The organism is Chitinophaga sp. SYP-B3965 (assembly GCF_009647655.1).
Classification (GTDB): Bacteria; Bacteroidota; Bacteroidia; order Chitinophagales; family Chitinophagaceae; genus Chitinophaga.
This window is the reverse complement of the sequence record NZ_WJFD01000010.1, coordinates 40,332-54,634: the sequence shown is the minus strand read 5'-3', so window position 1 is coordinate 54,634 and position 14,303 is coordinate 40,332. Positions and strand designations below refer to the sequence as shown.

The window sequence follows — 14,303 nt, the reverse complement described above, 5'->3', positions numbered from 1 at the left end:
GAGATGGGGACTAATACACAACATGGGCCTCCAGCCCAGTCACTCACTTAGTTCACCCCATCTCTTTCCTTCAATTTAATCCATTATTTTATCCATACAAATCTAAAGGTCACTCACTTCGGCGGCTGAATAATTATGGGCAGGGGCTGTGTTAGTTTTTTTCTTTTTTAAAACACTAACAAAAAAAGCGAACACCCCCGGTATCGGAGATGTTCGCCTAAGTATGTGCTGAAAAATACTAAACCTTGGTCCATAAAAAAGCGAACACCCCCATATCGGAGATGTTCGCTTAAAGTATATCTGAAAGATACTAAACCTTGAAGTGGGAGAAAGCTTTGTTAGCTTCAGCCATACGGTGTGTATCTTCTTTCTTCTTGTATGCAGCACCTTCACCTTTTGCAGCAGCCATGATCTCGTTAGCCAGTTTCTCAGCCATGCTCTTACCGTTTCTTTCACCGGCAAAGCGTACGAGCCATTTGATGCTCAAAGATACCTTTCTGTCAGCACGTACTTCTGCAGGGATCTGGAAGGTAGCACCACCGATACGGCGGCTACGAACTTCAACAGCAGGAGTTACGTTTGTCAGTGCTTTTCTCCAGATTTCGTAACCATTTTCGTTAGTAGCAGCACTAACGCGGTCAACGGCATCGTAGAATATTTTATAGGCAATGCTCTTTTTTCCTTGTTCCATGATGTTATTCACAAAACGAGTTACCAGTTTATCCTGGAACCTGGGATCCGGAGCCAGGGGTAATTTTTTCGCAGCTTGCTTTCTCATTTATTTGAAAAATTTCAACTTTTACAATTAATTATTTCTTAGCCTTTTCCTTTTTGGTACCATACTTGGAACGGCTTTGTTTCCTGTCCTTCACACCTGCAGTATCCAAAGAACCACGTACGATATGATAACGTACACCTGGTAAATCTTTTACCCTGCCACCACGGATCAGAACGATGGAGTGCTCTTGCAAGTTGTGGCCTTCACCCGGAATATAGGCGATCACCTCTACTTTATTGGTCAAGCGCACCTTAGCTACTTTACGCAAAGCAGAGTTCGGTTTCTTCGGAGTGGTAGTGTACACACGGGTACAAACGCCACGGCGCTGAGGGCAGGCATCCAATGCTCTGGACTTGGACTTTGCCCTGATAATTTCTCTTCCTTTTCTTACTAATTGCTGTATTGTAGGCATTCTTACCTAATTTATTTTTCTTGCTGGTTTACAATTTCGGCCAAATAACTCAGTATGAGAATTTGGGACGGCAAAGGTATCACTTACTAATTAGAATACAAAATTGTGCGGGAAGAAATTTCCAAAAATTCCCGATTAGCGGCCACTTTCTTCCAATAATGCCCCCGCAATCAGCTCCCATTCAGCGTCTAACGCTCCACCCGGCATAGATCTCCCAGCCCTCGCGTACCAATAGGCTGCATTTCCATTGTCTCCCTCCTTCCTGTGCAGATAGCCATGTACCCAGGAGCCATCCTTTGTACCAATATCCTGGGCAATGGTGTGGGACTTCTCCCAATCACCCTTGCCATCCCACCATAGTGCCTCCACCAGGAGCGGTAATCCTGCCGGCGGGGTAGATCTGGCCAAAGATGTTTTGAATTCGGTAATGGTCATGGCTGTGCCTGATTTGGAAGGCAAAGGTCAGGAATTCCTGCCGAAGAGCAAAATATGTCCCAGCGGATGTTTCCTGATTGGCTAAGTTGGGATGGATGTATAATAATTAGTTCTTTAGTTATCTATAAGCCATAGATAAGCCGTATCTGTAAGGGACGGCTTATCTACGGCTTATATACGGGTTATATACGACTTATATACGGCTTATCTTCCTGAAACGGACGCTTAGGGACACAAAAAAGGCCGCCCGAAGGCAGCCTTTTCTACTGTATATGTAATATTATAATGACCCTAGATCTTATAATTCCACCCTTTGTCGTCTTCCGTTTTACCGGTACGGATGGCATCCAGGCGGTTGATCACCTCGGCCCCAACGGTGTACTTTGTAGTGTCCAGGGAGATCTTATGTTCCTTATAATCAAGCTGTTCTACATAAGCAACGCTGGCGGCGGTGCCGGTACCGAATACTTCCCGGAGGGTACCTTCCTTCCAGGCGGTTACCACTTCCTCTATGGAAATGGGGCGTTCTTCTACCTCAAAACCCATATCCACCAGCACATCCATCACACTGGCGCGGGTTACGCCGGCCAAAATGGTACCATTGGTAAGGTCTGGGGTGATAGCCCGGTTCCCGATGATCACAAATACGTTCATCGTACCGCACTCCTGCAGGAATTTATAGTCAAAGCCATCTACCCAGAGGATCTGGTCGTATCCCTGCTTTTTGGCCTGCATGGTGGGGTACATAGCCCCGCCGTAATTACCGGCCGCTTTCGCGTAACCCACCCCACCGGGGAAGGCACGTACATATTTATCCTGCACCAGCAGGTGAATAGGTTTATTAAAGTAAGGTCCGGAAGGGGAATTGATGATGGCGAACTTGTAAGTATCAGACGGGCGCACCCCGATGAACTCATCCGCAGCGATCATAAAAGGACGCAGGTAGAGGGAACAACCTTCGTTGGAAGGCACCCATCCCCTGTCCAGATCTATCAGCATGGCCATCCCGCCTACAAAAAGCCATTCCGGTACATCGGGCATGCCCATACGTTCCGCACTCTTGTTAAAACGGGCATAGTTATCATACGGACGGAAGATCATGGGATTTCCTTCCTGATCGTTATATGCTTTGATCCCTTCAAAGATGGCCTGGCCATAATGCCATGCGGCGTTGGAGGGGCTTACACTCAGGTTTTGAAAAGGCAGGATCTCTGCGTTTTTCCATTCTGTTCCGTCAAAATCGGCCACTAACATGTGATCCGCATACTTCTTGCCAAAAGCCAGGTTAGAAAAATCCACTTCATCCAAGCGGCTCTTTGTTGTTTTGGTTACCTTTATCTTCCGTTTCGCCTCTTCCATTACTGTAGATTTAGCGGTGGGATAGTCTGCTACCATCATGGTTTATCAGTTTTATCTCAATATTTTTGCAATTCAAGCAGGTAATCGTTCCACCGAACGATCCGCAAATAAACGTTTTTTCCCTTACATGGGATCGTCATATTAAACCATAACAATATATTTATGAGCCTAGAGCAATTGCAACTTGATCCATACCTGCTAGCGCAAATGTACGACCAGCCTATCATTCCAGAGATGCGCAGCGCACAACCTGCAGTGGAGAAAGCATTGCCCAAAGTGAAATATTTAGGTGAAAATCAAAAAAACGTATTACTGCTTATACAAAATGAAAGCGAAGCGTATTTGAACGATGAATTGTTCAATCTGCTCACGAATATATTGAGTGCATGCAAGCTGGGAATGCAGGAAGTTGCATTGATAAATGTTGCACAATACCCCGGTTTAACACTGGCGGACTATAAGAACATATTGCCGGTGCAGCAATGCATTATCTTTGCTATTCCCCTGGAAATACTGGGGCTTCCGCCCATGCAGGCCTATCAGTTGGAAACACATTTGCAGATCCCGGTATTGTACTCTGATCACCTGCAACTTATTGCAACTGACAAAACTTCAAAGGGAAAACTTTGGATGGCGCTTAAACAACTTTTTGGAATATAATTTACCCGAACGGCTATGACCTTAGTGTTTGCTACCAATAATGAGAACAAAGTAAAAGAGATCCGCTCCATGCTTGGAGACGCTTTTGCGATCATCACCCTGCAGGAAGCAGGCATTGATATCGATATCCCGGAACCACATGATACGCTGGAAGCGAATGCCCGGGAAAAATCGGAGACCATTTATAAACTCACCGGCAAGAATTCCTTTTCTGAGGATACAGGCATGGAAGTGGATGCCCTGAACGGAGAACCGGGTGTACTATCCGCCCGTTATGCGGGGGAACAAAAGAGCGCCACGGATAATATGGCCAAAGTGCTGCATTTACTGGAAGGCCAGGCCAACCGGCAGGCCCGTTTCAGAACAGTCATCTCCCTGATCATCGATGGAACAGAGCACCAGTTTGAAGGGATGGCGGAAGGTAACATCCTCCCTGCCCCCCGTGGCGGCAAGGGGTTTGGGTATGATCCCATCTTTCAGCCAACCGGCAGCGAGAAGGCTTTTGCCGAAATGGAACTCAGCGAAAAGAATCAATACAGTCACCGCGCAAAAGCTTTTAAGAAGCTGATCGCGTTCCTTCAAACAGAACAGCATGGCAAGAGTTAAGATAGATATGCCGGATTCTTTTGGGTTTAGCACCCAGATCCCGGTACGGATAGGCGATGTAAATTATGGAGGCCACGTGGGCAATGACGCTATCGTGTCTATCCTCCACGAATCCCGGATGCAATACCTCAAAGCTATCGGCTGTACGGAACTGGATGCCTACGGCACAGGGATGATCATGTCCGACCTCGCGGTAGTATATAAAGGAGAGTCTTTTTATGGAGATCAGCTGGCTGTTGCTGTAACTGCAGCTGAGATCAGCGCGGTAGGGTTTGACCTCTTCTATCAGATAAGCATGGAAAAAGAAGGTAAGACCGTGTTGGTGGCGGAAGCCAAAACCGCCATGGTTTGCTACGATTACGATAACCATAAAGTGAGCAGGTTACCTGACGCTTTAAAACAACAATTAATTTAAGAGCATGGCATATAAGGACATTGAGCATGTAATCACGCATCGCCGGACGGTGAAGCCGGCTAATATGAATGGGAAAAAGATAGATGATGCCATTGTGCAGGAATTACTGCAGCTGGCAGACTGGGCGCCTACCCATGGCCACACGGAACCATGGTACTTCATGGTGTATGCCGGCGAAAAAGCACAGGAATTTGCGGCAGACCATGCAGCACTCTATAAATCATTCACACCTGCTGCTCAATACATCCAGGGGAATTTTGAGAAGTTGAAAACGCAGGCGGACCTGGCTTCGCATGTGATTGCCATTTGTATGAAGAGAGGCACGAACCCCAAGATCCCGGAAATAGAAGAAATTGCTGCAGTGTCCTGCGCGGTGGAAAATATCTGGCTGGGGGCTACGGCACAAAATATTGCGATGTACTGGGGTTCTGGAGGAATGACCTATCATCCTGCCATGCAGGATTACCTTGGCCTGCGGGATGAAGATAAAGTACTGGGATTCCTTTATCTCGGGTATTCCGAAGAGGCTCCACGCACCGGACGACGCGTGAAGCCTCTTGAGGAGAAAATTAAGTGGATGTAGGGAGCTTGCCGCGCTGCAAAGGGCGGTGTTTTTTTTCTTTTCAGGGAGTTATCCATAAAAAGAATCCCCGGTGTTTTTTTGGGGGAGTTATCCTTAAAAGAGCATCCCCGGTGTTTTTCTATAAAAACACCCCTTAGGGGTGTTTTATACTCTCAAAAATCACCCATCGGGGTGCGATTTTACTATAAATAAAAATCCCCCATCGGACTTATTGCAGTTGGTACGTCTTAGCCAAATCCTGGAAAGAACGTACCTGCTGTTCCTCCCAAACATTATCCTTCCCCATTTCAGCAGCCATAATAGCCGCTACCCTGGGTGCAACACGTACCGCTTCTTCCGCATCGAGGAAAAGTGCGCGGGTACGGCGGGCCAGTACATCTTCTACCGTGTGCGCCATTTCAGTACGCACCGCCCACAATACCTGGGCTTTAATAATGCCCAGGGATTCACTCAGCGTTTCGTTTCCGTTTGATAAATTTCTGACTGCAGCTGCATCTGAGCCATAATAATATAAAGGGTCCTTTTCGTCTATTTTCTCCGCAGAACCATGAATAGGTAGGTTCCGGGTTACGGAACTGGTCTCCGGCCATTGTTTTACTTTCTCCAGTTTATCCACCACATCTTCTCCCATACGCCGGTAGGTAGTCCATTTACCACCCAGGATGGTTACGAGACCTGAAGCAGATACCATGATCTTGTGGTTACGGGAGATCTCCTTCGTCTTTTCACTTTTCTCCGGTTTGGCCAATGGCCTCAATCCCGCCCACACACTTTTCACATCTGCCCGCGTAGGCGCATGCAAGAGATACTGCCCTGCGGTGGTGAGGATAAAATTGATCTCTTTTTCCATGGCCACAGGATCCAGGCTGATCTCGTTCACTGGGTTATCTGTAGTGCCTACTACGATCTTGTTGTGCCAGGGCACGGCAAAAAGCACACGGCCGTCGCTGGTTTTAGGGATCATGAGGGCATTTTCACCGGGCAGGAAAGAACGGTCCAGCACCAGGTGAACACCCTGACTGGCTACGATCTTACGTTTTACGGTGGGGTCATCCATTTCAAGTATATCGTCTACAAAAACGCCGGTGGCGTTAATGATGCCTTTCGTTTTCACGGTATATTCCCGGCCTGTTTCTGAGTCCTCCATGGTTACTACAGACAGCTGACCGTTTCCGTTCTTGCCCAATCCTTTCACCCGCATATAGTTCAGCGCAATGCCGCCCTGTTCATAAATGGTTTGCATGAGGTTCACCGCCAGGCGGGCATCGTCAAACTGACCATCATGGTAAAGGATACCGGCGGAAAGATTGGTTTCTTTCAGGCCCGGGAGTTTCTCCAGGGTCTTTTTCCGGGAGATATGAATAGAGCGGCCAAGGCTGAGGCGCCCCGCCATCCAGTCATACATCTTCAGACCGATCGTATAAAAAACGCCTTCCCACCAACTATAGGCCGGGATGATAAAGGAGAGGTTTTTAGCCAGGTGCCTGGCGTTTTTCAGTAGCAAGCCTCTTTCTACGCTGGCTTCGCGTACAAGGGCAATGTCCCCCTGGGCGAGGTATCTTACACCTCCGTGAAGTAGTTTTGTGGCTTTGCTGGACGTGGATTTAGCGAAATCAGACTGTTCAAGCAGTAGTGTTTTGTATCCTCTTGTTGTAGATTCCACCGCGGCTCCCAGCCCTGTAGCTCCACCCCCGATAATGATCACGTCCCACTCCTGCGCGGTCTCCATCGCTTTCAGTTGTTCTATACGATTCATTTTCTCTTTTATTCAAGCATTATTATACAATATACATCGTAATCCGATACGTGCAAAATTAATGCATTTCCACAGGCTTTTTTGTCTTTTTGATGAGACGGTCCATACTGTTGAATTTTAGGGCGTTATGAAAATAGCTTGTATCCTAGAAATCCCAGTTCTTCACCCGTGCAATGGCTTTTTGCCATTTTTCCCGCAGTACCGTTAACCCTTCTCCGGGGGGATTGGGCGAAAAGGTCCTGGCCACCGTATACTGTTCACGGATCTGCTGTAAGGTCCAGAAGTTGGTAGCAAGGCCTGCCAGGTATGCAACGCCGGTAGCACCGGAGGGCATTACCTGCGGGCGCATCACAGGATATTGCAGGATATCCGTTTGCATTTGCATGAAGAAATCGTAAGTAGCGGAGGTGCCATCCACCCGCAATTCTGTAATGGCACGGCCACTGTCCTTTTCCATGGCTTCCAGTGCATCCGCAATACCAAGGGCTACCCCTTCCAGTGCAGCGCGGGCAATGTGGCCGGAGGAAGTACCCCGGGTAATGCCGATGATCATGCCACGGGCATAAGGGTCCCAGTAAGGAGTACCCAATCCGGAGAGGGCTGGTACAAAAAGTACTCCGCCATTATCCGGTTCGGTTTGTGCCAGTGCTTCAATTTCTGCGGTAGATTCTATGAGGCCCAGGCCATCCCTGATCCAGCGGAATACAGAGCTGCCGCCAAATACGCTGCCTTCCAGCGCATAGGTAACTTCTCCTCCTATCCGCCAGGCAATGGTGGTGAGCAGGTGATTGTCTGAAATAATAGGTTTGGAGCCGATGTTCATCAATGCAAAACATCCGCTGCCGTAGGTGTTTTTAACCATGCCCGGTTCCAGGCACATCTGCCCGAAAAGAGCCGCCTGCTGATCTCCTGCCATCGCTGCAATAGGAATGGCGGCATTCAGGATAGACGTTTCTGTGTAAGCGATCACCTCACTGTTGGAACAGGTGTCCGGTAAAAGTTTATGTGGAATATTAAAGAGACGGAGTAATTCTTCATCCCATTGCAGGGTATGAATATTGAAAAGCATGGTGCGGGAAGCATTGGTAACATCTGTTACATGCTTTTTGCCGGCGGTGAGTTTCCATACCAGCCATGCATCTATGGTACCAAAAGCCAGCTGGCCTTGTTCCGCCCTGATGCGGGCATCTTTGATATGATCAAGTATCCAGGTGATCTTGCTGGCGGAGAAATAAGCATCCAGGATCAGGCCTGTTTTCTGACGGATGAGGCCGGAGAAGCCCTGGTAGCGGAATTCATCGCACAGTTTGGAAGTCCGCCTGTCCTGCCAGGCAATGGCATTGTACACGGGTTCTCCTGTAATGCGGTCCCAGATCACAGTGGTTTCCCGCTGGCTGGCAATGCCTATGCCGGCAATCTCTTCTGCCTGGATACCGGCGATGGCAATCAGTTCTTCAATGGCAGACAACATGGTGAACCAGATCTCGTTGGGATCTACCTCTATCCAGCCGGGCTGCGGATAATACTTTTCGTATTCCTTGTGCACCTGCCTGATCACCTTTCCTTCCCGGGAAAACAGTACAGCACCGGCGGCGCTGGATCCTAAATCAAGGGAAAGGATATATTTCTTTTGACCGTTCATATCGTTTAAAGCTTTTTCAGGTCTCCAATAGCCTGCATGAGTTCACCGAGGTACAAATACATCGTTTCCAGGTATTCATTTCCGAGATCTGTTAACTGATAATACTTGCGGGGTACGCCTTCATCCATTTCCACCCAGCGGGATTCTACCAGCTTTTCTTTCTTCAACCTGCTGAGCAGCGGATAGATGGTACCTTCAGCAATGTCCATATCAGCCAGTTTCTTGATCTCGCTGATCAATTCATACCCGTAACGCTCCTTCTTTTGGAGGAGGAGCATGATGATATATTCAAACAGTCCTTTTTTTATCTGGGATTGCCACCGGGTGATGAAATAGGCATTTTGCTTATTCTCCATAAGGGAATTGGTACATTATAATACGTTAGACGGCTAAAAATAAACAAAAAGGCTGACCTGTGTGGTCAGCCTTCTGCTATTTTAGTAAATGTGGTCTTTCTTTGTACACCTTCCAGACGAATTCCCCGAAGATGGTGTTGGCCCAGGCAAACCAGGACCGGCTGAATTTAGCAGGATCATCCTTATGGAAGGACTCATGCATAAAGCCCTTACCGGCGTGGCATTGCTGCAGTGTTTGCAGGCATTGTCTGATCTCTGCTTCGTTATTACTGGTGAGCCCCTGGATCACTAAGCTGATAGGCCAGATCCTGTCCATACCAGTATGTGGACTCCCTATTCCTTTTCCGGCCTTGCCGGAGAAATGGAAAGGGTTTTCTGAGGAGAGGACCAGTTTGCGCGTATTGATATAAACCGGATCGTTTGGTTTTACAGCGCCCAGGTAAGGAAGTGCCAGCAGGCTGGGTACATTGGCATCGTCCATGATATTGAAGCTGCCAAATCCGTTCACTTCAAAAGCATATACCTTCCCAAACTGTGGATGTGTTACGATGGCGTATTTCTGAATGGCATTCTCCACTTCTGTAGCCAGCGTGCGGAGCGCATTGGCCAGGTTGGCATCTTTATGGAAAGCCAGTACCATTTCTGCGGCCTGCCTTAAACTTACTACAGCAAAGAAGTTAGAAGGAATGAGGAAAGGCCAGATAGTGGCATCATCACTAGGGCGGAAAACAGAACAGATCAGGCCTACCGGTTTAACGGGATAACCGTAACCGCCAATAGGCACACCATCTGTAGCCCAGGAAGTGGTCCGCTGGAAATGATAAGGGCCGGGGCCTTCTTTCCTTTGCTGTTCCTTAAATGTTTTCAGCGTGAGTTCGATGGACTTTTTCCAGGTAGCGTCAAAAGGTGCCGTGTCCCCGGTTTGTTTCCAGTACAGGTAACCCAGGCGGATGGGGTAACATAAGGAGTCTATCTCCCATTTACGCTCATGGATGCCTGGTTTCATATCTGTCAGGTCGCTTTTCCATTCGCCCCGTTTATTTTCATCTTTATAGAAAGCATTGGCGTAAGGGTCTTTCAGTATACACTTCACCTGGTGATTGATCACACCGGCAATGAGGTGTTGCAGCTGCACATCTTCCTTTACAAGGGGAAGGTAGGGAGACACCTGTGCGGTACTGTCCCGCAGCCACATGGCATCAATGTCGCCTGTGATCACGTAAGTGTCCGGGCGGCCATCTTTCATTTCATGTTCTACTGTGGTATCCAGCGTATTGGGGAAGCAGTTCTCGAAAAGCCAGGCTAATTCTGTATTGGTGGCTTTGCTTTTTACGGCGGCAATAGCTTTCTCTACTGCTTCGCTGCGGAACTTGCGTTGTGCTTCAGGAATGCGTACAACGGGGAAATCTTTCTGGCCGGCCCAGGAAAGAGCAGGGCGTAAAATAACGGCGGACGATAATAACGCGGATTGACGTAGGAACTTTCTTCTGCTCATATTTTATGTTTGATCCTGAAAAATAGGAACTTCTTTTCCATTTAAGGCTGCTAAAATATTGCTAACGGACAAAAAAAACCGGTCTATGGAAATAGACCGGCCTTCTTCTTACAGTGAACTTGAACAATTTTGTTCAGCTATTTTATATGGTATCATCTTTAGATGATACCGGGATATTTTATATTTTTTGTAAAATGCCATGCGCACCTTTTTTCTGGTGGGACAGGTTTTTCAGTACCACTGTATAAATGCCATGCGCACCTTTTTCTGGTGGGACCGGTTTTTCAGTACCACTGTACGTTAGCAGGCGGCATTGCCTGTTATTACTTTTGTACAGCTATCAGGATCTTCCTGCTACGCACTGCCGGCCGGGCTTCGCCACCGGGTAATACCACTGCATTATTCCATATCACCAGTGGTGTGGTAACAGGTGCATATACATTCTCCGCTTTCACATAACCGGCTACTGACCATGTATCTTTGATGGTGTTATAACGAAGTATCTCCCGGTTAAAACCAGGATGCGCATCCTTCAATTCCGTTACGCGTGCTGCATTGGCGCCATCATCTCCCCCAAACAATAACAGATCCGCATGCCCATTATTATAAGCAGGCGTAGGCGCTGCCGCTAATACAGCAGGAAGGTCTGCTATCTGTTTCCATCCGATGCCGGGTTGGTATACCCAGCTATCTTTTAAATATTTTCGTTGCAAAGCACTATCAAGATATACGCCACCAAAAACATAAAACTTACCTTTTTCTGTACCTGCCATTGCTAACATGCGTGGCAGTCCTGGTAAAGGTTCCAGCACTTTCCATTGCGGGGATGACGCATTGAGATCAAGGCTCCAGCAATGCTGTGCTGCCCTGCCGGTGGGGGATGTTATACCACCAGTTATATAGATAGTTTCGTTGATGAGCACACCACATGCATTGATCACAGGAGCAGGCATGGCGGGTAAAGGAGTGAGGATCGTTTTCCCTTTTTTATAACTGAGGATAAAAGCATCCGGGTAGTTTTGTTTAGCGTCTCCCCCACCCAGGCATACGAGACCTTTTTTACTGGTGAGTGATACGCCATAACCCAACGGGCGGGGTAGTTTGCCGGCCTGTTTCCATGTACCGTTTTCTTTTTCCAATACCCAAATGGTATCATACCAGGTTTTCACACCACCATCCCAGGGTCTTTTATTTCCGGGGAAGTTGGTGCCGCCTGCCATGATCAGCGCGCCATTGCTTACACCGGCATAAGCGCCGGCTAATCCATCAGCCACAGGTAATGGCGTAGCCTGTTTCCAGCTATATTGTGCTTCCGTTCTTATAGATAGCAAGCATAAGATAAGTGCCAGCAGTCCTTTCATTTTAATTCTTTAAGTTTCCTCACAGGCGCTTTATCAAAGAAAGACAACGCAGATAATTCTTCCTGGAACTTTTCATATGCTGCCGCATGTAATGTAGTGAGTGGAAGCCGGCATGGGCCAAGGTTCCATCCTAACATATCCATGATGGCTTTTTGCCCGGGTATGGGCGGATATTTTACTAATATACGGATCACTTCTACCATATAACTATGTGAAACCTGTGCTTTTTCTATATCTCCTTTGCGGAATGCTGCTATTGTTTGCAGATACAGCGGCGCTGCAAAAGTGTACGTACTGCCAATGGCGCCCTGTGCTCCTACTGCCAGCGCAGGCAATAACATTTCATCCAGGCCGTATAAAATATCAAACTTACCATTCTCAAAATTCAGGCAGGCCTGGTATTCGTGTAATGTTGTGGCGGTGTATTTGATCCCTGCCAGGTTGGGAATAGCAGGGCCTGCTACTTTCAGGAATTCGATCATATCCATGCCCACACCGGTGAGGTGTGGAATGTGATAATAGTAGAAAGGTAATTGCGGTGCTGCGGAAGCAATTTCGGCCATGCAGTCCGCAAGGTTTTGCACATTCACCGGTTTAAAGTAAAAGGCGGCTACTGCGGAAATAGCATCTGCACCAATTTCCTGCGCATGCGCTGCTAATACCCTGGCTTCTGCAATACTGCTATGCCCTACGTGAATGAAGATGAGCAATCTTTTCTGTGCTGCTTTCACAAATGATGCTGCTACGGCCATTCGTTCCGCAGTGGTCATGTTGGGCCCTTCTCCATTGCTGCCGCAGACAAAGATCCCTGTTAGCCCGTCTGCCACCAGTTTATCTACGAGTGGCTGGATCAGGGCGTGGTTTACGGAACCGTCTTCCAGCATAGGCGTAAATGCCGCAGCGATTAATCCTTTTACCTTTTCCATGTTCCTAATTATTGATAACCGTCTGTTTGATCAAGCAGATTGTTGTTAGCCAGTACTGTTGTGTTCAATGGCCAGAACAACGGTGTTGTTTTGCCAACGAGGTTAGGTACTACTGTGTAAATATTGATAGTACCGCCTTTGTGAAACCTTACAAGGTCGTACCAGCGTTTTTGTTCAAAGTATAATTCCCGGCCTCTTTCGTTTAATACTTCTTTTTCTACGGTGGCTTTATCTGTTGCTCCGGTATAATCTCCATTGCCGGTACGTAATCTTACTTTATTCAGATAACCAATGGCCAGGCCTGTTTGATCCAGTGCTGCATAGGCTTCTGCTTTCAGGAGGAATATATCTGCCAAACGGTACATGATCACATCGTTATCTGCCACACGATCATCCGGGTATTTAGTACCGGGGAATTTAGTGATCCAGGAAATCCTCGTAACGGTTCCCTGACGTTCAGTTACCCAGGTGAACGGGATCCGTTTATCTGCGGGGTATTGACTGAACAGCGCTCTCGACTGAAGGCTGATCTGGTAAGCGCCCAGGCCGTTGGCAGTGGTGTTGCAATAAGGTAAGCTATCCAGGTTAAGGGCGCCCTGCACACCGGTAAGGTAAGGTAATGCATTTATCACATAATGACCGGCATTGGGAACCAGGCTATTACCGGTAACCGGCTCATCCCGCTGATAATAAGCAGCCAGCAATACTTCCGGATTAGTGGCAGCGCGTAAACCGACTACGCTTTTGAAGTCTGCATTTAATGTTGTACCTGTTTTTTCCACTTCATTAATGGCGGTGATCGCATCATTCAGATCTGCAGTACCACCACCCAGCACTTTAGCACTCCATAATTTCACATCTGCTTTCATGGCCTGTGCAGAACCATAGGCAAAACGGTATTTAGAAGGAAACGTTGTTGGCTGGAACTGGCTCATGGACTTGTAAATACTGATAGCAGTATCGAGGTCTGCATTGATCTGTTTCATCACCTCTGTTGCAGGAGAACGTGCCAGAAGCGGTATATTATCATTCACCACAGCGGTTAACATCAAAGGAGCATCCCCGATAACGCGGGTAAGATGGAAATAGAAATATGCGCGCAGGCAGTAGGTTTCCGCGATGATCCTTTTCCGGGTGTCCGGATTGGATGCAAATTCAAAAGGCTGGATCTTATCTAATAGCAAGTTGCAATGCCCGATGCCTTTGTACCAGTCGTTGTAATTAACAGCGCCGGAAGAAGGAGTGATGATCTGCGTCCAGGCTACGCCGAACCGGGAATTCAGGGCGGAGATGAGTTCATCCCCACGCTCAGTACCATAGGTTATGTTATTGGCGAAGAACCGCATATAACCATATATACCGGTTACATAAGGCTCGAAATCACCTTCGCTTTGAAAATATGTCTGATCCGTAATACTGGATTGCGGTGTTACTTCCAGGAGTTGCTTACATCCGGCCAAACCCACTATAACTATCAAACTAAACAGGAATATCTTTTTCATGACTGAATTTTTTATTG

At 47.6% G+C, this 14,303-nt stretch carries 15 protein-coding genes; 4 read left to right on the top strand and 11 right to left on the bottom strand.

Annotation, left to right across the window (positions count from 1 at the left end):
- Nucleotides 1-310 precede the first annotated feature (310 nt).
- The 4 genes from rpsG to GFS24_RS28880 form a co-directional block, all read right to left on the bottom strand.
- Nucleotides 311-778, bottom strand: a complete 468-nt coding sequence (gene rpsG, locus GFS24_RS28895) for a 30S ribosomal protein S7 (RefSeq protein ID WP_153666013.1) — start codon at nt 776-778, stop codon at nt 311-313.
- Nucleotides 779-809: 31 nt separating this feature from the next.
- On the bottom strand, nt 810-1,190 hold the full coding sequence (rpsL, locus tag GFS24_RS28890) for a 30S ribosomal protein S12 (protein ID WP_026751391.1): 381 nt from the start codon (nt 1,188-1,190) through the stop codon (nt 810-812).
- 135 nt (nt 1,191-1,325) lie between these two features.
- A complete protein-coding gene (locus tag GFS24_RS28885) occupies nt 1,326-1,625 on the bottom strand; it encodes a hypothetical protein (protein ID WP_153666011.1) in 300 nt (99 codons plus the stop codon).
- A 291-nt stretch (nt 1,626-1,916) separates the two neighbouring features.
- Entirely contained in the window at nt 1,917-3,023 is a 1,107-nt protein-coding gene (locus tag GFS24_RS28880; RefSeq protein WP_253906630.1) for a branched-chain amino acid aminotransferase, read from the bottom strand.
- A 123-nt stretch (nt 3,024-3,146) separates the two neighbouring features.
- Here GFS24_RS28880 and GFS24_RS28875 point away from each other — a divergent pair, with 123 nt between their 5' ends.
- From GFS24_RS28875 to GFS24_RS28860, 4 genes are read left to right on the top strand one after another with little or no spacing between them, the layout of a single operon-like run.
- Nucleotides 3,147-3,644, top strand: coding sequence for a hypothetical protein (locus GFS24_RS28875; RefSeq protein WP_153666009.1), 498 nt, complete (start codon nt 3,147-3,149; stop codon nt 3,642-3,644).
- Between the two features lie 15 nt (nt 3,645-3,659).
- Nucleotides 3,660-4,250, top strand: coding sequence for an RdgB/HAM1 family non-canonical purine NTP pyrophosphatase (gene rdgB, locus GFS24_RS28870; RefSeq protein WP_153666007.1), 591 nt, complete (start codon nt 3,660-3,662; stop codon nt 4,248-4,250).
- Entirely contained in the window at nt 4,237-4,665 is a 429-nt protein-coding gene (locus tag GFS24_RS28865; protein WP_153666005.1) for a thioesterase family protein, read from the top strand. Before rdgB ends, GFS24_RS28865 begins: the two co-directional genes overlap by 14 nt.
- Nucleotides 4,666-4,669: 4 nt before the next feature.
- Nucleotides 4,670-5,248, top strand: a complete 579-nt coding sequence (locus GFS24_RS28860) for a nitroreductase (protein WP_153666003.1) — start codon at nt 4,670-4,672, stop codon at nt 5,246-5,248.
- Between the two features lie 208 nt (nt 5,249-5,456).
- Here the strand turns inward: GFS24_RS28860 and GFS24_RS28855 are convergent, their stop codons facing one another.
- From GFS24_RS28855 to GFS24_RS28825, 7 genes are all read right to left on the bottom strand, one after another.
- Entirely contained in the window at nt 5,457-7,004 is a 1,548-nt protein-coding gene (locus GFS24_RS28855) for a glycerol-3-phosphate dehydrogenase/oxidase (protein ID WP_153666001.1), read from the bottom strand.
- Nucleotides 7,005-7,149: 145 nt separating this feature from the next.
- Nucleotides 7,150-8,646 carry a glycerol kinase GlpK gene (gene glpK, locus GFS24_RS28850; RefSeq protein ID WP_153665999.1) on the bottom strand — a complete coding sequence of 499 codons (1,497 nt, stop codon included), beginning with the start codon at nt 8,644-8,646 and terminating at the stop codon, nt 7,150-7,152.
- A 5-nt stretch (nt 8,647-8,651) separates the two neighbouring features.
- The gene (locus tag GFS24_RS28845; protein ID WP_153665997.1) at nt 8,652-9,002 is read right to left on the bottom strand and encodes a PadR family transcriptional regulator; all 351 of its coding nucleotides are present in this window, start codon (nt 9,000-9,002) and stop codon (nt 8,652-8,654) included.
- Between the two features lie 76 nt (nt 9,003-9,078).
- Nucleotides 9,079-10,497, bottom strand: coding sequence for a glycoside hydrolase family 125 protein (locus GFS24_RS28840; protein WP_153665995.1), 1,419 nt, complete (start codon nt 10,495-10,497; stop codon nt 9,079-9,081).
- Between the two features lie 323 nt (nt 10,498-10,820).
- Nucleotides 10,821-11,858 (bottom strand): kelch repeat-containing protein, encoded by a 1,038-nt coding sequence (locus GFS24_RS28835; RefSeq protein WP_153665993.1) that lies wholly within the window; start codon nt 11,856-11,858, stop codon nt 10,821-10,823.
- On the bottom strand, nt 11,855-12,784 hold the full coding sequence (locus GFS24_RS28830; RefSeq protein ID WP_153665991.1) for a dihydrodipicolinate synthase family protein: 930 nt from the start codon (nt 12,782-12,784) through the stop codon (nt 11,855-11,857). The genes GFS24_RS28835 and GFS24_RS28830 overlap by 4 nt, the downstream gene beginning before the upstream one ends.
- An 8-nt stretch (nt 12,785-12,792) precedes the next feature.
- Nucleotides 12,793-14,286, bottom strand: coding sequence for a RagB/SusD family nutrient uptake outer membrane protein (locus GFS24_RS28825; protein WP_153665989.1), 1,494 nt, complete (start codon nt 14,284-14,286; stop codon nt 12,793-12,795).
- Nucleotides 14,287-14,303 lie beyond the last annotated feature (17 nt).